Below are 18261 nucleotides of genomic sequence, written 5' to 3'. Positions count from 1 at the left end.
GTATCTATGGCGCGAGCGAGACGAGGCACCATGGCTGAAGTGCAGTACGACTTCGTCATCGTCGGCGGCGGTTCGGCCGGCAGCGCACTGGCGAACAGACTCTCCGCGGACCCCGCGAACCGTGTTCTGGTCCTGGAGGCCGGCCGGTCCGACTACCCGTGGGACGTCTTCATCCACATGCCCGCGGCGCTGACCTATCCGATCGGCAGCCGCTTCTACGACTGGAAGTACGAGTCCGAGCCCGAACCCCATATGGGCGGCCGACGCGTCTATCACGCCCGGGGCAAGGTCCTCGGCGGCTCCAGCAGCATCAACGGCATGATCTTCCAGCGGGGCAACCCCATGGACTACGAGCGCTGGGCCGCCGACCCGGGCATGGAGAGCTGGGACTACGCGCACTGTCTGCCGTACTTCAAGCGTATGGAGAACTGTCTCGCCGCCGACCCGGACGACGAGTTCCGCGGCCACGACGGCCCCCTCGTCCTCGAACGCGGCCCGGCGACCAACCCCCTCTTCACCGCCTTCCAGAAGGCCACCGAGGAAGCCGGTTACGCCCCCACCGACGACGTCAACGGCTACCGGCAGGAAGGTTTCGCCAAGTTCGACCGCAATGTCCACCGCGGACGCCGGCTGTCGGCCTCGAAGGCATACCTCAAGCCCGCGAGGAAGCGGCCCAACCTCACCGTCACCACCCGGGCCCTGGTCACCCGTGTCCTCTTCGAGGGCAAGAAGGCCGTCGGCGTCGAGTACCGGCGCGGCCGGGGCGCCCTCCAGCGGGTGCGTGCGCGCGAGGTCATCCTGTGCGGCGGCGCCATCAACTCCCCCCAGCTGCTCCAGCTCTCCGGTGTCGGCAACGCCGAGGAACTGCGCGCCCTCGGCATCGACGTCGTCCACGATCTGCCCGGCGTCGGCGAGAACCTCCAGGACCATCTGGAGGTCTACGTCCAGTACGCCTGCAAGCAGCCCGTCTCCATGCAGCCGTACATGGCCAAGTGGCGTGCCCCGTTCATCGGGTTGCAGTGGCTCTTCCGCAAGGGCCCGGCGGCCACCAACCACTTCGAGGCCGGCGGCTTCGCCCGCAGCAACGAGGACGTGGACTACCCCAACCTGATGTTCCACTTCCTGCCCGTCGCGGTCCGCTACGACGGCTCCTCGCCCTCCGGCGGCCACGGCTACCAGGTCCATGTGGGCCCGATGTACTCCGACGCCATCGGCTCGGTGAAGATCAGGAGCAGGGACCCGCGCGAACACCCGGCGCTCCGCTTCAACTACCTCTCCACCGAGCAGGACCGCCGCGAATGGGTCGAGGCGATCCGCGTCGCCCGCGAACTCCTGGGCCAGCCCGCGCTCGCCCCCTACAACGGCGGCGAGTTGTCGCCCGGGCCGAAGGTGGAGTCGGACGAGGAGATCCTCGCCTGGGTCGCCAAGGAGGGCGAGACCGCCCTGCACCCGTCCTGCACCTGCAAGATGGGCACTGACGAGATGGCCGTCGTCGACCCCACCAGCATGCGCGTCCACGGCGTCGAGGGCCTGCGCGTCGTCGACGCGTCCGTGATGCCGTACGTCACCAATGGCAACATCTACGCGCCGGTGATGATGATCGCCGAGAAGGCCGCCGATCTGATCCTCGGCAAGCAGCCGCTCCCGGCGTCGAAGGCCGTGTACTACCGCCACCGCGACGCCCAGAAGCAGGCGGGCTGACGTTGGCCGCCGCAGGACTCCGGACGCTGCTCGACAGCGTCCGCTACGAGGTGCTGCCCGCGAAGGCGACCGAGGAGAAGGTCCTCGCCCATGTCCCGCGCGATGTCGTCGTCACTGTGACGGCGTCGCCGGTCAAGGGCCTGGAGCCGACGCTCGACCTCGCCGGCCGGCTGGCCGCGCACGGCTTCCGCGTCGTCCCGCATGTGCCCGCGCGGCTGCTGCGGGACGACGTCCACCTCAAGGACGTCGTCGACCGGCTCCGTGAGACGGGCGTCGACGATGTCTTCGTACCGGCGGGCGACGCCGACCCACCGGCCGGGCCCTACGAGGGCGCCCTGCCCGTACTGCGCCGGCTGACCGAGCTGGGCGGTCCCTTCGCCCGGGTCGGCGTCACCGGCTACCCCGAGAGCCATCCGCTCATCCACGACGACATCACCGTCCAGTCGATGTGGGACAAGCGCGAGCATGCCACCTACATCGTGAGCAACCTCTGCTTCGATCCACGGGTGCTCGGGGAGTGGCTCGCCCGTATACGACGCCGGAACATCGCCCTGCCCGTCCATGTGGGCGTCGCGGGGCCCGTGCAGCGGGCGAAGCTGCTGGCCATGGCGACGAAGATCGGGGTGGGGGAGTCGACGCGCTTCCTGACCAAGCACGCGTCCTGGTTCCTGCGGTTCGCCGCGCCCGGTGGGTACTCGCCGGAGAAGCTGCTCACGCGGACGGAGGGCGCGCTCACCGCCCCCTCGTCCGGGGTGGCGGGCCTGCACCTGTTCACGTTCAATCAGATCGCCGAGACGGAGAGGTGGCGGCGGAGGGTGTTGGAGCGGCTGGAGGGGTGAGCGCACCCCCCGAACGCCGAACGTCGAACGCCGGACGGGCTTTGAGCCCGTCCGGCGTTCGTATACGGAGATCTACCGTCAGCGGAAGACGACCGTGCGGTTGCCGTCGACCATCACCCGGCTCTCGCTGTGCCACTTCACGGCGTGGGCGAGGACCTGGGCCTCCACGTCTCGGCCGACCGTGACCAGTTCGCCGGGGTCGAGGGAGTGGTCCACGCGGACCACGTCCTGCTCGATGATCTGGCCCTCGTCCAGGTCCGACGTCACATAGTGCGCCGTCGCCCCGACCAGCTTCACACCCCGGTCGTAGGCCTGGTCGTAGGGCCGGGCGCCCTTGAAGCTGGGCAGGAAGGAGTGGTGGATGTTGATCGCGCGGCCCTCCAGCTCCTTGCAGAGGTCGTCGGAGAGGATCTGCATATAGCGGGCCAGGACGACCAGGTCGATGTCCAGTTCACGCACCAGGTCGAGGAGGCGGGCCTCGGCCTCGGGCTTGGTGTCCCTGGTGACCGGGACGTGGTGGAAGGGCACGCCGTACGTCTCCGCCAGGCCTTCGAATTCCCGGTGGTTGGAGACGATCGCCGGGATCTCGATGTTCAGGGCGCCGGTGCTCTTGCGGAACAGCAGGTCGTTCAGACAGTGGCCGAACTTGGACACCATGATCAGTGTGCGGGTCGGCGTCGAGGCGTCGCGCAGGCTCCAGGAGATCCCGTACGCCTGGGCGACGGGACCGAACCTGTAACGCAGATTTTCCAGATCGGCCGTGGGGTCCGACACGTCGAAGTGGACCCTCATGAAGAAGCGGCCCTGGAGACGGTCGTCGAACTGCTGGCTCTCCAGGATGTTGCCCGAGTTCCTGACGAGAAAGCCGCTCACGGCGTGGACCAGTCCGGCGCTGTCGGGACAGGACAGGGTGAGGACGAACTCACGGCCCGGCTGCGGTCGAGGGGACATATCAAGGCCTCCGATGGTGCGTAATGCACAACAGGGTGAGCGATACGCAACATGGTGGGTGGGGTGTCGCTCGCGGTCAAGGGAGGGTGGCCAACTGCCCGCATGGGGAAATCGTCATCGACCAACCTCTTGACGTTCGACCATGCGTTCGCCAGGGTGTTCCACCACAAGCAATCTGATGCACAATGCGCAACTCGTAATTCGGTCGAAGGGCACGGCGCGTGGCAGATCTGTATGTCGAGGGTGAGTGGCGCGAACCGGTGGCCGGGGGCCGCCGGGAAATCCGATGTCCCGCCGACGGCACCCTGGCCGCGACCGTCGCGGAGGGGACCCGGCCCGACGCCGAGGCGGCGATCGCCGCCGCCCGCCGCGCCTTCGACCAGGGCCCCTGGCCGCACACGTCCGAGCGCGAGCGCGGCGCCCTGCTGCTGCGCACCGCCGACATCATCGAGCGCGACGCCGAGGACTTCGCCCGCGCCGAATCCCTCGACACCGGAAAACGGCTGGTCGAGAGCGCGTACGACATCGCCGACGTGGTCTCCTGCTTCCGCTACTACGGCGGACTCGGCGGCACCGACGCCGGCCGGGTCATCGACACCGGCCGGGACGACGCCGTCAGCCGCGTGGTGTACGAGCCGATCGGCGTCTGCGGGCTGATCACCCCCTGGAACTACCCGCTGCTGCAAGCCAGTTGGAAGGTCGCCCCGGCGCTCCTCGCGGGCAACACGATCATCCTCAAGCCCAGTGAGCTGACCCCCTCCACCTCCGTTCTGCTGATGAAGGCCCTGGCCGAGGCCGGACTGCCCGCCGGAGTCGCCAACCTCGTCCTGGGCACCGGACCCGAGGTCGGCGCACCCCTCTCCGAGCACCCCGACGTCGACATGGTCTCCTTCACCGGCGGCCTGGAGACCGGCAAGCGGATCATGGCCACCGCCGCGGCCACCGTGAAGAAGGTGGCCCTGGAACTCGGTGGCAAGAACCCCAACGTGGTCTTCGCCGACGCCGACTTCGAGACCGCCGTCGACTTCGCCCTGACCGCCGTCTTCCTGCACTCCGGCCAGGTCTGCTCCGCCGGCGCCCGCCTCATCGTCGAGGACTCCCTCCACGACCGCTTCGTCGACGAGGTCGTCCGCCGGGCCGAGCTGATCCGCCTCGGTGGGCCCTTCGACGCGGACGCCGAGACCGGCGCGCTGATCTCCGCCCAGCATCTGGCCAAGGTCGAGGCGTATGTCGCCGCCGGCCTCGCCGAGGGCGCCGTCCTGCGCTGCGGCGGCGCCCGCCCCACCGACCCGGCCCTCGCCGGCGGCCACTACTACCCGCCGACCGTCCTCGACGAGTGCCGGCAGGACATGCGGGTGGTGCGTGAGGAGTCCTTCGGACCCGTCCTCACCGTCGAGCGCTTCACCGACGAGGACGACGCCGTACGCATCGCCAACGACACCGAGTACGGGCTCGCCGGGGCCGTCTGGACCCAGGACGCCGGAAAGGCCCAGCGGGTCGCCCGACGGCTGCGCCACGGCACGGTGTGGATCAACGACTACCACCCCTATGTGCCGCAAGCGGAATGGGGTGGTTTCGGGCACTCGGGAGTGGGCCGGGAACTGGGACCGACCGGCCTGAACGAATACCGGGAGCCCAAGCACATCTGGCAGAACATCCAACCCCGGCCGCAGCGCTGGTTCCGCGGCTGAACGCCGAAAAGAGGTCGATCGTGACCCCAACGCAGACCGTGGCGCCCCAGCGGCGCGGCACACCCCGGGAATCGGACGGTACGCCGGTCATATCCGTGCGCAATCTGTGGAAGGTGTTCGGGCCGAAGGCCGAGCGGGTGCCCCAGTCCGAGGAGTTGTGCGGCCTCACCCGCCGTGAACTCATGGACCGCACCGGCTGCACCGCCGCCGTGCGCGACATCGACTTCGAGGTGGCGCCCGGCGAGGTCTTCGTCGTCATGGGTCTGTCCGGCTCGGGCAAGTCCACCCTCGTGCGCTGTCTCACCCGGCTGATCGAACCCACCGCCGGGGAGATCGTCTTCGAGGGCGAGAACATCCGCGACGCCGACGCCGCCCGGCTGCGCGAACTGCGCCGTAACAAGTTCTCCATGGTCTTCCAGCACTTCGGGCTGCTGCCGCACCGCAGGGTCGTCGACAACGTGGCCTTCGGCCTGGAGATCCGCGGCATGGGCAAGGCCGAACGCGTCAGACGGGCCTTGGAGGTCGTGGAACTGGTCGGCCTCGCCGGCTACGAGAACTCCTACCCCGACCAGCTCTCCGGCGGAATGCAGCAACGCGTCGGTCTGGCAAGGGCGTTGGCGGGCGACCCCGACGTCCTCTTCTTCGACGAACCGTTCTCCGCACTCGACCCGCTGATCCGCCGGGACATGCAGAACGAGGTCATCCGCCTCCACCACGAGGTCGGCAAGACCATGGTGTTCATCACCCACGACCTCTCCGAGGCCCTCAAACTCGGCGACCGCATCCTCATCATGCGCGACGGCAGAATGGTCCAGTGCGGCACAGGCGACGAACTGGTCGGTGCCCCGGCCGACGACTACGTCCGCGAGTTCGTCAAGGACGTTCCGCGCGGCGATGTCCTCACCCTGCGCTGGATCATGCGCCCCCTGGAGGACGGCGACGAGCTCGACGGCCCCGAGATGGGCCCCGACGTCGTCGTACGCGAGGCCACCCGCGCGGTTCTCGCGGCCGAGAAACCGGTCAAGGTCGTCGAGAACGGTGAACTGCTCGGCATCGTCGGCGACGAGGAGATCCTCGCGGTGGTCGCCGGGCAGGAAGGCGACGCGCGATGACCGTCGCCATCGAGAAACCCGAGAAGACGGAACTCCCGGAGCCTCTCGCTCCGGCCAGGGCCGTACGCAGGATCACCCGGCCCATGGTGGTCGCCGCGATCCTCGTCGCCTGGCTGGCGCTCTTCTGGGTCTTCCGGGGCAAGCAGACCCTCACCCTCGCGGCGGCGGATCTCACCGATCTGCACCACTGGTTCAACGACGTCAACGACTCGATCGGCGCCAACCGCAACTCCAACCCGCTCTTCCTCTACTTCTTCAATGAGATCCGCCTGGTCATCGACACCCTGGTGACCTTCGTCCAGGAGCTGATCTCGCAGGCCCCCGAGGGCCGCCCGGTCCCGTGGATCGGCTGGCTCGGCGTCGTCGGGCTCGTCGGCTACGTCTCCTGGGCCGTCGGCAACTGGCGGGTCGCGCTGCTGGCCGTGGCCGGCTTCACCTTCCTCGGGCTGCAGGGCCTGTGGCAGGAGAGCATGGACACCCTGGCGCTGACCGTCTCGGCCGTCGCCGTGGCGTTGCTGTTCGCGATTCCGCTGGGCGTGTGGGCGGGGCTGTCCGACCGGTTCAACCGGGTCATCACGCCCTTCCTGGACTTCATGCAGACGATGCCGACCTTCGTCTATCTGGCCCCGCTGACCCTCTTCTTCCAGATCGGCCCGGCCTCCGCCACCATCGCCACCCTCATCTACGCCGCCCCGCCCTCCATCCGCATCACCGCGCACGCCATCCGCTCGGTGCCGCACACCACGGTCGAGGCCGCCGAGTCACTGGGCTCGACCAGAGGGCAGTCGCTGCTGAAGGTGCTGCTGCCGATGTCGAAGCGGACCGTGGTGATGGGCGTCAACCAGACGATCATGGCCGCCCTGGCCATGGTCACCATCGCGGCCCTCATCGACGCGCCCGGCCTCGGCAAGACCGTCGTCTCGGCCCTGCAGTCCCTCGACGTGGGGACGGCCTTCAACGCGGGCCTCGCGATCGTCGTGATGGCGATCGTCCTCGACCGGGTCACCACCGCCGCCAGCGCCCGCGAGGAGAACGCCCGCGGCTCCGACGGCCGTTTCCTCACCTGGCGGAAGCCCCTGCTCGGCGCGGGCGCGGCGGTCACGGCCGTCCTGATCTACCTCTCCAACACCTATGTCTGGGCGGCGGAGTTCCCCGGCGAGGGCGGCATCGGCACCTCCATCGCGAGCGCCGCCGACACCGCCACCACCTGGGCCCAGGACAGTCTGTCCGGCCTCACCAACGGCTTCCGCGACGCCCTCACCAACGGTCTGCTCAACCCGTTCCAGACCCTGCTCACCGACTCGCCGTGGTGGCTCGTCGGCGCGGTCCTGATCGGCCTCGGCGTGGTCCTCGGCGGCTGGCGCGCGGGCGTGACCGCCGCGATCTGCGTCGGACTGCTCGTCGCCACCGGCGTGTGGTCGGACAGCATGACCACACTGGCGTCGACCCTGGTCGCCACCGTGCTCGTCATGCTGCTCGGCATCGGCTTCGGCGTCTGGATGGGCCGCAGCAGGCTCGCCGACCGGGTCATGCGGCCCACCCTCGACGCGGCGCAGGTCATGCCGCCGTTCGTCTATCTGGTGCCGTTCCTCGCGCTGTTCGGCGCCACCCGCTTCACCGCGATCGTCGCCGCCGTCGTCTACGCGGCACCCGTCGCCATCAAGATCATCGCGGATGGGGTGCGCAATGTGCCCCAGGCGACGGTGGAGGCGGCCACCTCCGCCGGGTGCGACACCCGGCAGATCATCACCAAGGTCCAGCTGCCGATGGCACGCAGCGCTCTGACCCTCGCCACCAACCAGGGTCTGATCTATGTGCTGTCGATGGTTGTGGTGGGCGGCCTGGTAGGCGCGGGCGCCCTCGGCTACGACGTCGTGGCCGGCTTCTCGCAGGGACAGCTGTACGGGAAGGGGCTCGCCGCGGGGCTGGCCATCGTCCTTCTCGGAGTCATGTTCGACCGGATCACTCAGGCAGCGGCGCGACGTGCCGGCGCGTAAGGAGTCACTGACCATGGCAAGGCAAGCAAGAACATGGAGAGTCGGCGCGGCCGGCCTGGCCGTTCTCGGCCTCACCCTCACGGCCTGCGGCGGCGCGAAGGTCGGTGAGGACTCCGCGGACTCCGGCTCGGACGGCTCCGGCAAGTGCGGCACCTTCAACATCGCCGTCAACCCCTGGGTGGGCTACGAGGCCAACGCGGCCGTCCTCGCCTACGTCGCCGAGCAGGACCTCGGCTGCAAGGTCGTCCAGAAGGACCTCAAGGAGGAGATCGCCTGGCAGGGCTTCGGCACCGGTGAGGTCGACGCCGTCGTGGAGAACTGGGGCCACGACGATCTGAAGAAGAAGTACATCACCGACCAGAAGACCGCTGTCGAGGCCGGCGCCACCGGCAACGAAGGTCTCATCGGCTGGTATGTGCCGCCGTGGCTCGCCAAGGAGCACCCGGACATCCTCGACTGGAAGAACCTCAACAAGTACGCGGCCGAGTTCAAGACCTCCGAGTCCGGCGGCAAGGGCCAACTCCTCGACGGCGACCCCTCGTTCGTCACCAACGACGAGGCCCTCGTCAAGAACCTGAAGCTGGACTTCAAGGTGGTGTACGCGGGCAGCGAGACCGCGCTCATCCAGGCCTTCCGCAAGGCGGAGAAGGACAAGGAATGGGTGATCGGCTACTTCTACGAGCCCCAGTGGTTCATCTCGGAGGTGCCGCTCGTCAAGGTCGAGCTGCCCGAGTACACGGCGGGCTGTGACGCCGACGCGGCCAAGGTCGCCTGCGACTACCCGGTCTACAAACTGGACAAGATCGTCAGCACGAAGTTCGCCGAGTCCGGCAGCCCCGCCTACGACCTCGTCAAGAACTTCAGCTGGACCAACGACGACCAGAACACCGTCGCCAAGTACATCGCGGTCGACAAGATGACCCCGGAGGCGGCGGCGAAGAAGTGGGTCGAGGCCAACAGGTCCAAGGTGGAGGCCTGGATCAAGTAGCCCCGGAGGATCAGCGGGCCCGGAGGCCGCAGGCCGGACCGAGCTGTCCGTACGGTCGAATGTGCCCGGTGGGCGGTGCGCGCGCAGGCGTACCGCCCACCGGGCATCGCCATGTTCCGGCCACCTCTTCTCCCCGCTCACCTGCGCGTTCGCGCTCCGTGCGGTGTCCCGGCCCGAGCGCCGTTCTCCGACCTTCCGGACCTCTTGACACCCACCTGGACGGCAGGCACATTGAGTTGCGCAACCTGAATCGCGTTGCGCAGACAGCAACTAGAGCGGTAGCTAGAACAGCAACTGAACCGGCTGGACAGGTTTTCAAACCGGAGGTGCGGCGATGGCGGGACCCCGAGTGGTCATCATCGGAGCGGGCGTCGTTGGCGCGGCTCTCGCGGACGAGATCTCGGCACGAGGCTGGACCGAGGTGACGGTGGTCGACCAGGGCCCGCTGCCGGCCACCGGCGGCTCCACCTCCCACGCTCCCGGTCTGGTCTTCCAGACCAACTCGTCGAAGACGATGACCGAGATGGCCCGCTACACGGTCGAGAAGTTCTGCTCCCTGGACGTCGACGGCAAGCCCTGTTTCCTCCAGGTCGGCGGCCTCGAAGTGGCCACCACCCCCGAGCGCCTCGCGGAACTGCACCGCAGGCACGGCTGGATCACCGCCTGGGGCATCGAGGCCCGACTGCTCACCGCCGACGAGTGCGTGGAGCAGCACCCGCTGGTCAACCGGGACAAGGTCCTCGGCGGCCTCCTCGTCCCGACCGACGGTCTCGCCAAGGCGGTCCTCGCCGTGGAGGCCCAGATCCGCCGGGCCACCGAGCGCGGTGTGACCTTCCTGGCCCGCCACGAGGTCCTGGACATCCGGCAGAGCGACGGCCGGGTCACCGGCGTCGTCACCGACCAGGGCGAGCTGGACGCCGACATCGTGGTGTGCTGCGCCGGCATCTGGGGCCCGAGGATCGCCCGTATGGCCGGCATGAACCTCCCGCTGACCCCGCTGGCCCACCAACTCGCCTGGACCGGCCCGATCCCGGCGCTCGCCGGCCAGACGCAGGAGGCGATCCGCCCGATCCTGCGCCACCAGGACGCCGACCTCTACTACCGCGACCGCTTCGACGGCATCGGCATCGGCTACTACGGCCACCGCCCGATGCCCATCACGGCCGACGAGATCCTCTCCGTGGACGAGGCCGACGAGATGCCGTCGATCCTGAAGTTCACCGAGGACGACTTCGCGGACGCCTGGACCGAGACCCAGTCCCTGCTCCCCTCGACCCGCGAAGCCAAGGTCGAGGAGGGCATCAACGGCCTGTTCTCCTTCACCACCGACAACTTCCCCCTGCTCGGCGAATCGAGGGACGTCAAGGGCTTCTGGGTCGCCGAGGCCGTCTGGGTCACCCACTCCGCCGGTGTGGGCCGGGCCATGGCCGAATGGCTGGTCGACGGCCACTGCTCCTCGTTCGACCTCCACGAGTGCGACGTCAACCGCTTCGAGCCGCACCAGCTCTCCCCGGAGTACGTCCTCGCCCGCGACTGCCAGAACTTCGTCGAGGTCTACGACATCCTGCACCCGCTGCAACCGTCCGGAGACCCGCGCCCGATCCGCACCAGCCCCTTCCACGCCCGCCAGCAGGAGCACGGCGCCTTCTTCCTGGAGGCGAACGGCTGGGAGCGCCCGCAGTGGTACGAGGCCAACGCCTCCCTGGTGGAAGGCCGTACGATCCCCACCCCCAACGACTGGGCCGCGCGGTTCTGGTCGCCCATCGTCGGCGCCGAGGCGCAGGCCACCCGTGAGACGGTCGCGATGTACGACATGACCGCCCTCAAGCGCCTGGAGGTCACCGGCCCGGGTGCCGCCGACTTCCTGGAGGGCCTGACCACCAGCAAGGTCGCCAAGTCGGTCGGCTCGGTGACGTACACCCTGCTGCTGAACGACGACGGCGGCATCCGCAGCGATGTCACGGTCGCCCGCCTCGGCCGCGACCTCTTCCAGGTCGGCGCCAACGGCAACCTCGACCTCGACTGGTTCACCCGCCACCTCCCCGCCGACGGCACCGTCCAGGTCCGTGACATCACCCCCGGCACCTGCTGCATCGGCCTGTGGGGCCCACTCGCCCGCAAGGTACTCCAGCCGCTCACCGACGAGGACTTCTCCAACGACGGCCTGAAGTACTTCCGCGCCAAGCGCGCCTACATCGGCAGCGTCCCGGTGACCGCGATGCGCCTGTCGTACGTCGGCGAACTCGGCTGGGAGCTGTACACCACCGCCGACCAGGGCCAGAAGCTCTGGGACATCCTGTGGGAGGCGGCCCAGCCTCTCGGCGGCATCATCGCCGGACGCGGCGCCTTCAACAGCCTCCGCCTGGAGAAGGGCTACCGCTCCTTCGGCACCGACATGACGTACGAGCACGACCCCTACGAGGCCGGGGTCGGCTTCGCCGTCAAGCTCGACAAGGGGGACTTCGTCGGGAAGGCGGCGTTGGAGCGGCGCAAGGGTGATGTCCGGCGCAAGTTGACCTGCCTCACCATCGATGACCCTTGGTCGGTCGTCATGGGCAAGGAACCGGTGTACGACGGGGAGCGGGCGGTGGGGTACGTCACCAGTGCCGCGTACGGGTACACGATCGGCAAGGGGGTTGCCTATGCGTGGCTTCCTGCGGAGCTTGCCGTTCCGGGGACGGCCGTGCAGATCGGTTACTTCGATCAGCGGGTGGAGGCGGTTGTGGCGGAGGAGCCGTTGTTCGACTCGACTATGTCTCGTCTCCGTGGGTGAGGTGTTCGTAGGGGGTGCCGTGGATGGTTGTCGAGCGGCTGCGGGTGGTTTGTGGTTGGTCGCGCAGTTCCCCGCGCCCCTATGGGGGCGCTGCAGCCCAGCCTCCTGGAAGGAGTGCCGCCGGTGAATGCACAGTTGCTTGACGGCATGGCGACCGCGGCGGACATCCGTCGCGAACTCACCGAACGCGTGGCCAAGTTGATCGTCACCGGCGGACGCCCGCCGGGGCTCGGCACCGTCCTCGTCGGTGACGACCCGGGCAGTCGTGCCTACGTCGCCGGAAAGCACCGCGACTGCGCCCAGGTCGGGATCGCCTCCATCCGGCGGGATCTGCCCGCCGACGCCTCGCAGCGGCAGGTCGAAGAGGTGATCGACGAGTTGAACGCGGACCCTGACTGCACCGGGTACATCGTCCAACTCCCGCTCCCCGCACACCTGGACGCCAAAGCCCTGCTGGAGCGGATGGACCCGGCCAAGGACGCCGACGGGCTGCACCCCGTCAACCTCGGTCGGCTGACCCTGGGCGTCGAGGCGCCGCTGCCGTGCACCCCGCGTGGCATCGTGGAACTCCTCCGCCGCCACGACGTACCGCTCGCGGGAGCGCGCGTCTGCGTGATCGGCCGGGGCATCACGGTCGGGCGGCCGATCGGCCTCCTCCTCACCCGCCGCTCCGAGAACTCCACCGTGACCCTGTGCCACACCGGCACCAAGGGTCTGGCCTGGCATGTACGCGAGGCCGACATCGTCGTGGCGGCCGCCGGCTCGCCCGGGCTGATCACCAAGGACATGCTGCGCCCCGGCGCGGCCGTCCTGGACGTCGGCATCACCCGCACCGACGAGGGTCTGGTCGGCGATGTGCACCCGGAGGCCGCGACGGTCGCCGGATGGCTCGTGCCCATGCCCGGCGGTGTGGGCCCCATGACCCGGGCGATGTTGCTGGCCAACGTCGTCGAGGCCGCCGAGAGGAACGCGAACGCCGTATGAACCTGTCCCTGCCCCACGACGGAGACGACGGAGACGTCCGATGAGCCCCCGCACCCCCGGCGCCGAACTCCCCGAACACCCCGACTGGCTGTGGCGCACCCCCGAGCCGAAGCGCTCGTACGACGTCGTCATCGTCGGCGGCGGCGGTCACGGCCTGGCCACCGCCCACTACCTCGCCAAGAACCACGGCATCACCAAGGTGGCCGTCCTGGAGAAGGGCTGGCTGGCGGGCGGCAACATGGCCCGCAACACCACGATCATCCGCTCCAACTACCTCTGGGACGAGAGCGCCGGCATCTACGAGCACGCGCTGAAGCTCTGGGAGAGGCTGGCGGAGGAGCTGGACTACCCGATCCTGTTCTCCCAGCGGGGTGTGCTGAACCTGGCCCACAGCCTCCAGGACGTCCGTGACAGCGTCCGCCGCGTCGAGGCGAACCGCCTCAACGGCGTGGACGCGGAGTGGCTGGACGCCGAGCAGGTCAAGGAAGTCTGCCCGATCGTCAACACCTCGCCGGACGTGCGCTACCCGGTCCTCGGCGGCACCTACCAGCCGCGCGGCGGAATCGCCAAGCACGACCACGTGGCCTGGGGCCTGGCCCGCTCGGCGGACGCCGCCGGCGTGGACATCATCCAGAACTGCGAGGTCACAGGTCTGGACGTGGTCGGCGGGCGAGTGGTCGGCGTCCGGACGACCCTGGGCCCGATCGCGGCGGGCAAGGTGGCCCTCTGCTCGGCGGGCCACACCTCGGTCCTCGCCGCCATGGCCGGAATCGACCTCCCCGTCCAGAGCCACCCCCTCCAGGCCCTGGTGTCCGAACTCCTGGAGCCTGTCCACCCCACGGTCGTCATGTCCAACGCGGTCCATGTGTACGTCAGCCAGGCGCACAAGGGCGAGCTGGTGATGGGCGCGGGCATCGACGCGTACAACTCGTACACCCAGCGCGGCGCCTTCCACATCATCGAGCATCAGATGTCGGCGGCCCTGGAACTGTTCCCGATCTTCGCCCGCGCGCATGTCCTGCGCACCTGGGGCGGCATCGTGGACGTCAGCCCCGACGCGTCACCGATCGTCGGCCTGAGCCCGGTCGACAACCTCTACCTCAACTGCGGCTGGGGAACCGGCGGTTTCAAGGCCACGCCCGGCGTCGGCTGGGTCTACGCCCACACCATCGCGAACGACGAGCCCCACCCCCTCAACGCCCCCTTCTCGCTCGACCGTTTCACCACCGGCGCGCTCGTCGACGAGCACGGCGCGGCCGCGGTGGCCCACTAGGACCACTAGGAGCCGACCCCATGCTGCTGATCCCCTGCCCCTGGTGCGGACCCCGCGACGAAGTCGAGTTCCACTACGGGGGCGAGGCCCACATCCCGTACCCCGAGACCCCCGGGGACCTCACCGACGAGGAATGGGCCCGCTACCTCTTCTTCCGCGCCAACCCCAAGGGCCCCTTCGCGGAACGCTGGAGCCACGCGGCCGGCTGCCGCCGCTGGTTCAACGCGGTACGCGACACGGCGACGAACGAGATCCTGGCGGTATACCGCTCGGGCGAGGCCCGCCCGGAAACGGTGGAACGCCTTACGGCCACTGTTCGGCCGACGGCGATCCCTTCAGCCGGTCCGGTCACTTTGTCTCAGGGCTCAACATCTCCAGCCCGTCCGGCGTTTGAGGACGAGGCCGTTCAGGCCGAAAGCGGGGGCCCGGGGGCGGTAGCCCCCGACGGGGTCGAAGGGGCGGAGCCCCTTCAGGACGGGAAGGGCAGGGGCGGCGGGGGCGCTGAATCCCTCACCGACACCCCCACCACCCAACCCTTCCGCCACCCCACCCGAGGCCGAATCTCCCGAGACACCCCCCTCACCTTCACCTTCGACGGCACCGAGTACCAGGGCCACCACGGCGACACCCTCGCCTCCGCCCTTCTCGCCAACGGCGTCATCCAGACCGGCACCAGCATCAAGCTCGGCCGCCCAAGAGGCATCTTCTCGGCCGGCGTCGAGGAACCCAACGCGGTCATCCAGATCGAGGCCCCGTTCCCCGAGCCGATGCTCCCCGCCACCACGGTCGAGCTGTACGACGGCCTGGTGGCGACCGGCCTCCCCGGTCAGGGCCGCCTCGCCACGGCCCCGGACCCGGCCCGCTACGACGCCGTACACGCCCACTGCGACCTGCTGATCGTCGGCGCGGGCCCGGCGGGCCTCGCCGCGGCGTCGGCAGCGGCGGCGACCGGCGCCCGGGTCATCCTCGCCGACGACCAACCGGAGCCGGGCGGCAGTCTCCTGGGCACGGCCGACCACCTCGACTGGGTCGCGGAGACGGCAGCCCGTCTGGCCGAGGCCCCCGAGGTCCGCGTCCTGCCCCGTACGACGGTCTTCGGCTACTACGACGACAACCACCTCCTCGCCGTGGAGCGCCGCACCAACCACCTGGGCGCCGCCGCCCCCGAGCACGTCTCCCGGGAACGCGTCTGGCGCATCCGGGCCCGCCGCGTGGTCCTGGCCACCGGCGCCCACGAGCGCTCCCTCGCCTTCGCGGACAACGACCGCCCCGGCGTCATGCTGGCCGCCTCGGCCCGTACGTACGTCAACCGCCACGGCGTCCTCCCCGGCCGCCGCGCGGTGGTCTTCACGACCAACGACAGCGCCTACGAGGCCGCCCTCGACCTCGCCACGGCGGGCGTGACCGTCGCGGCGATCGTCGACACCCGCCCCGAGCCGGGGGAGTGGGCCGACCGCGCCCGCGAGGCCGGCATCGAGGTGCTCCCCGGCCACGCGGTCACCGCCACCGGGGGCGACCCGCGGCTGACCACGGTGACCGTTGCCCCGTACGGGGAGTCGGCGGGGCAACGGGAGTTCGCCGCCGACCTGCTGCTGGTCTCCGGCGGCTGGAACCCGGTGGCCCATCTGTTCAGCCAGGCCGGCGGCAGGCTCCGCCACGACGAGGCGCTGGGCTCGTTCGTGCCCGACACCTGCCGCCAGGCGGTCGAGGTGGCCGGCAGCGCGAACGGCACCCTGGACCCGGCCGAGGTCCTGGCCCAGGGCGCGGCGGCCGGAGCCCGGGCCATCGAGGCCGAGGGCTACACCCCGGACACTTCCCGCCTCCCGGCGGTCGCACCCCGGCCGCACCCGACCGCCCCCATGCACCTCTACGTCGTCCCCGGCGCCCCGGACGCCCCCCGTTTCGTGGACCTCCAGCGGGACGTCACGGTCGCCGATCTGACCCGTGCCACCGCCGCCGGTATGCGCTCGGTCGAACACACCAAGCGGTACACGACGGCAGGAACGGCCAACGACCAGGGCAAGACCTCCGGCGTCCTGGCCAGCGGCGTCGTCGCCGAACTGCTGGGCGTGGACATCTCGGCCCTCGGTACGACGACGTTCCGTCCGCCGTACACGCCGGTGTCCTTCGCCGCGCTCGCTGGCCGAGACCGGGGCGTACTGAGCGACCCGGTCCGTACGACGGCGCTGCACGACTGGCATGTGGCGCACGGCGCCCTGTTCGAGAACGTCGGACAGTGGAAGCGCCCCTGGTACTACCCGCGGGACGGCGAGGACATGGAGACCGCCGTACTGCGCGAGTGCCGGGCGGCCCGCGAGGGCGTGGCGTTCATGGACGCCTCCACCCTCGGCAAGATCGACGTCCAGGGACCGGACGCCGCCGTCTTCCTGGACCGGCTCTACACCAACATGATGAGCACCCTGAAGGTCGGCATGATCCGCTACGGCGTGATGTGCAAGCCGGACGGCATGGTCTTCGACGACGGCACGGTCATCCGCGTCGCCCCCGACCGCTTCCTGGTCACCACCACGACAGGCAACGCGGCCACCGTCCTGGACTGGATGGAGGAGTGGGCGCAGACGGAGTGGCCGGACCTGCGCGTCCACTGCACCTCGGTCACCGAACAGTGGGCCACGGTCGCCCTGGTCGGCCCCCGCTCACGCGCCGTCCTCGGCTCCCTCGCACCCCAACTGGCCGTCGAGAACGACGACTTCCCCTTCATGGCGTGGCGCGAGACGCAGGTGGCGGGCATCGACGCCCGCGTCTGCCGGATCAGCTTCTCCGGCGAACTGGCCTTCGAGATCAATGTGTCCCCGTGGCAGGCCGTCGCCCTGTGGGAGGCAGTGTACGAGGCGGGCGCCCCCTACGGCATCACCCCGTACGGCACGGAGACCATGCACGTCCTGCGCGCCGAGAAGGGCTACCCGATCATCGGCCAGGACACGGACGGCACCGTCACGCCCCAGGATCTGGGCATGAGCTGGGTGGTGTCGAAGAAGAAGCCCGACTTCATCGGCAAGCGCTCGTACGCCCGCGCCGACACCTCCCGCCCCGACCGCAAGCATCTGGTCGGTCTGCTCCCCGAGGACCCCGGCGCCTTCCTTCCCGAGGGCACCCACCTGGTCGCCGACAGCGAGCTGCCGGCCCCGCCGGTGCCGATGCTGGGCCATGTCACCTCCAGCTACCGCAGCGCCGCCCTCGGCCGCACCTTCGCCCTGGCCCTGGTCAAGGGCGGGCGCGACCGGATCGGCGAACGCCTCTACGCCCCCGTGGGTGACCGACTGGTCCCGGTGACGGTCGCCAGCCCCGTCCTCTTCGACCCCGAGGGAGCCCGCCGCGATGGCTGACACCACCCCGACCGTCCCCCTCCGCAGCCCGCTCGCCACCGCGACGGACCGGCTGGCCACGGCGACCCGCACCTCGCGGGGCGCCGTCCGGCTGGCCGAGCTGCCCTTCCTCACCCAGCTCGACATCCGTCTCGACCCCAAGGGCCCGGCGGCCGACGCCGTGTCCCTGGCCCTGGGGTTCGCCCTGCCCCTGGAGCCCGACACCGTCGTACGGTCGGGGGAGCTGACGGCACTGTGGCTGGGGCCGGACGAATGGCTGCTGGTGGCTCCGCCCGATGGGGCGCGGGAGCTGGAGTGGCGTGTCCGTGAAGCCGCCGGGGACGAACCGGTGTCGGTCACCGACGTCTCCGCCCAGCGGACCACGCTCCTGGTCGCGGGCCCGCGCGCCCGAGACGTCCTCGCCCACGGCTGCTCGCTGGATCTGCACCCACGGGCCTTCGGGCCGGGCCGCTGCGCCCAGACGACCCTGGGCCGTACCCAGGTCGTCCTCGTCGCCCGGGACGAGCTCGAACCCCGTTCCGGCTTCTGGGTGCTGGTCCGCTCGTCCTTCGCGGGCTATCTGACCGACTGGCTCCTGGACGCGGCGACGGAGTACATCTGACCGC

At 69.8% G+C, this 18261-nt stretch carries 12 protein-coding genes; 11 read left to right on the top strand and 1 reads right to left on the bottom strand.

All coding sequences use genetic code 11. The features are described 5' to 3' along the window. The first annotated feature begins 30 nt into the window (after positions 1-30). Both betA and ACWD4G_RS09165 read left to right on the top strand, forming a co-directional pair. Positions 31-1701 (top strand): choline dehydrogenase, encoded by a 1671-nt coding sequence (gene betA, locus ACWD4G_RS09170; protein ID WP_451291778.1) that lies wholly within the window; start codon positions 31-33, stop codon positions 1699-1701. A 2-nt stretch (positions 1702-1703) separates the two neighbouring features. Then, positions 1704-2540 carry a 5,10-methylenetetrahydrofolate reductase gene (locus ACWD4G_RS09165; RefSeq protein ID WP_451291776.1) on the top strand — a complete coding sequence of 279 codons (837 nt, stop codon included), beginning with the start codon at positions 1704-1706 and terminating at the stop codon, positions 2538-2540. A 78-nt stretch (positions 2541-2618) separates the two neighbouring features. Here ACWD4G_RS09165 and purU read toward each other — a convergent pair whose 3' ends face one another. Next, positions 2619-3491: a formyltetrahydrofolate deformylase gene (gene purU, locus ACWD4G_RS09160; RefSeq protein ID WP_451291774.1), complete on the bottom strand. Its 873-nt coding sequence runs from the start codon at positions 3489-3491 to the stop codon at positions 2619-2621. A gap of 221 nt (positions 3492-3712) precedes the next feature. Here purU and ACWD4G_RS09155 point away from each other — a divergent pair, with 221 nt between their 5' ends. The 9 genes from ACWD4G_RS09155 (at position 3713) to ACWD4G_RS09115 (ending at position 18257) form a co-directional block, all read left to right on the top strand. Beyond that, positions 3713-5182 (top strand): aldehyde dehydrogenase family protein, encoded by a 1470-nt coding sequence (locus tag ACWD4G_RS09155; RefSeq protein ID WP_451291772.1) that lies wholly within the window; start codon positions 3713-3715, stop codon positions 5180-5182. A gap of 20 nt (positions 5183-5202) precedes the next feature. Beyond that, positions 5203-6294: a quaternary amine ABC transporter ATP-binding protein gene (locus ACWD4G_RS09150; protein ID WP_451291770.1), complete on the top strand. Its 1092-nt coding sequence runs from the start codon at positions 5203-5205 to the stop codon at positions 6292-6294. After that, entirely contained in the window at positions 6291-8291 is a 2001-nt protein-coding gene (locus ACWD4G_RS09145) for an ABC transporter permease (RefSeq protein WP_451291768.1), read from the top strand. Before ACWD4G_RS09150 ends, ACWD4G_RS09145 begins: the two co-directional genes overlap by 4 nt. Before the next feature lie 13 nt (positions 8292-8304). After that, the gene (locus ACWD4G_RS09140; protein ID WP_451291766.1) at positions 8305-9279 is read left to right on the top strand and encodes an ABC transporter substrate-binding protein; all 975 of its coding nucleotides are present in this window, start codon (positions 8305-8307) and stop codon (positions 9277-9279) included. Between the two features lie 334 nt (positions 9280-9613). After that, complete coding sequence (locus ACWD4G_RS09135) at positions 9614-12052, top strand: GcvT family protein (RefSeq protein WP_451291764.1); 2439 nt, start codon at positions 9614-9616, stop codon at positions 12050-12052. Between the two features lie 123 nt (positions 12053-12175). Beyond that, positions 12176-13036, top strand: a complete 861-nt coding sequence (locus tag ACWD4G_RS09130; protein ID WP_451291762.1) for a bifunctional methylenetetrahydrofolate dehydrogenase/methenyltetrahydrofolate cyclohydrolase — start codon at positions 12176-12178, stop codon at positions 13034-13036. A 40-nt stretch (positions 13037-13076) separates the two neighbouring features. Beyond that, entirely contained in the window at positions 13077-14309 is a 1233-nt protein-coding gene (locus ACWD4G_RS09125) for a sarcosine oxidase subunit beta family protein (RefSeq protein WP_451291760.1), read from the top strand. A gap of 20 nt (positions 14310-14329) precedes the next feature. After that, positions 14330-17656: a sarcosine oxidase subunit alpha family protein gene (locus ACWD4G_RS09120; RefSeq protein ID WP_451291758.1), complete on the top strand. Its 3327-nt coding sequence runs from the start codon at positions 14330-14332 to the stop codon at positions 17654-17656. After that, positions 17649-18257, top strand: coding sequence for a sarcosine oxidase subunit gamma (locus ACWD4G_RS09115; protein WP_451291756.1), 609 nt, complete (start codon positions 17649-17651; stop codon positions 18255-18257). The genes ACWD4G_RS09120 and ACWD4G_RS09115 overlap by 8 nt, the downstream gene beginning before the upstream one ends. Positions 18258-18261 lie beyond the last annotated feature (4 nt).

This window comes from Streptomyces sp. NPDC002643 (assembly GCF_053592555.1).
This window is presented reverse-complemented; position numbering and strand designations above follow the sequence as displayed.

Excerpts from the sequence above, each read along its gene's own strand:
- betA (WP_451291778.1), top strand. The coding sequence starts at position 31 with ATGGCTGAAGTGCAGTACGACTTCGTCATCGTCGGCGGCGGTTCGGCC.
- purU (WP_451291774.1), bottom strand. The coding sequence starts at position 3,491 with ATGTCCCCTCGACCGCAGCCGGGCCGTGAGTTCGTCCTCACCCTGTCC.
- ACWD4G_RS09145 (WP_451291768.1), top strand. The coding sequence starts at position 6,291 with ATGACCGTCGCCATCGAGAAACCCGAGAAGACGGAACTCCCGGAGCCT.
- ACWD4G_RS09140 (WP_451291766.1), top strand. The coding sequence starts at position 8,305 with ATGGCAAGGCAAGCAAGAACATGGAGAGTCGGCGCGGCCGGCCTGGCC.
- ACWD4G_RS09135 (WP_451291764.1), top strand. The coding sequence starts at position 9,614 with ATGGCGGGACCCCGAGTGGTCATCATCGGAGCGGGCGTCGTTGGCGCG.
- ACWD4G_RS09125 (WP_451291760.1), top strand. The coding sequence starts at position 13,077 with ATGAGCCCCCGCACCCCCGGCGCCGAACTCCCCGAACACCCCGACTGG.
- ACWD4G_RS09120 (WP_451291758.1), top strand. The coding sequence starts at position 14,330 with ATGCTGCTGATCCCCTGCCCCTGGTGCGGACCCCGCGACGAAGTCGAG.
- ACWD4G_RS09115 (WP_451291756.1), top strand. The coding sequence starts at position 17,649 with ATGGCTGACACCACCCCGACCGTCCCCCTCCGCAGCCCGCTCGCCACC.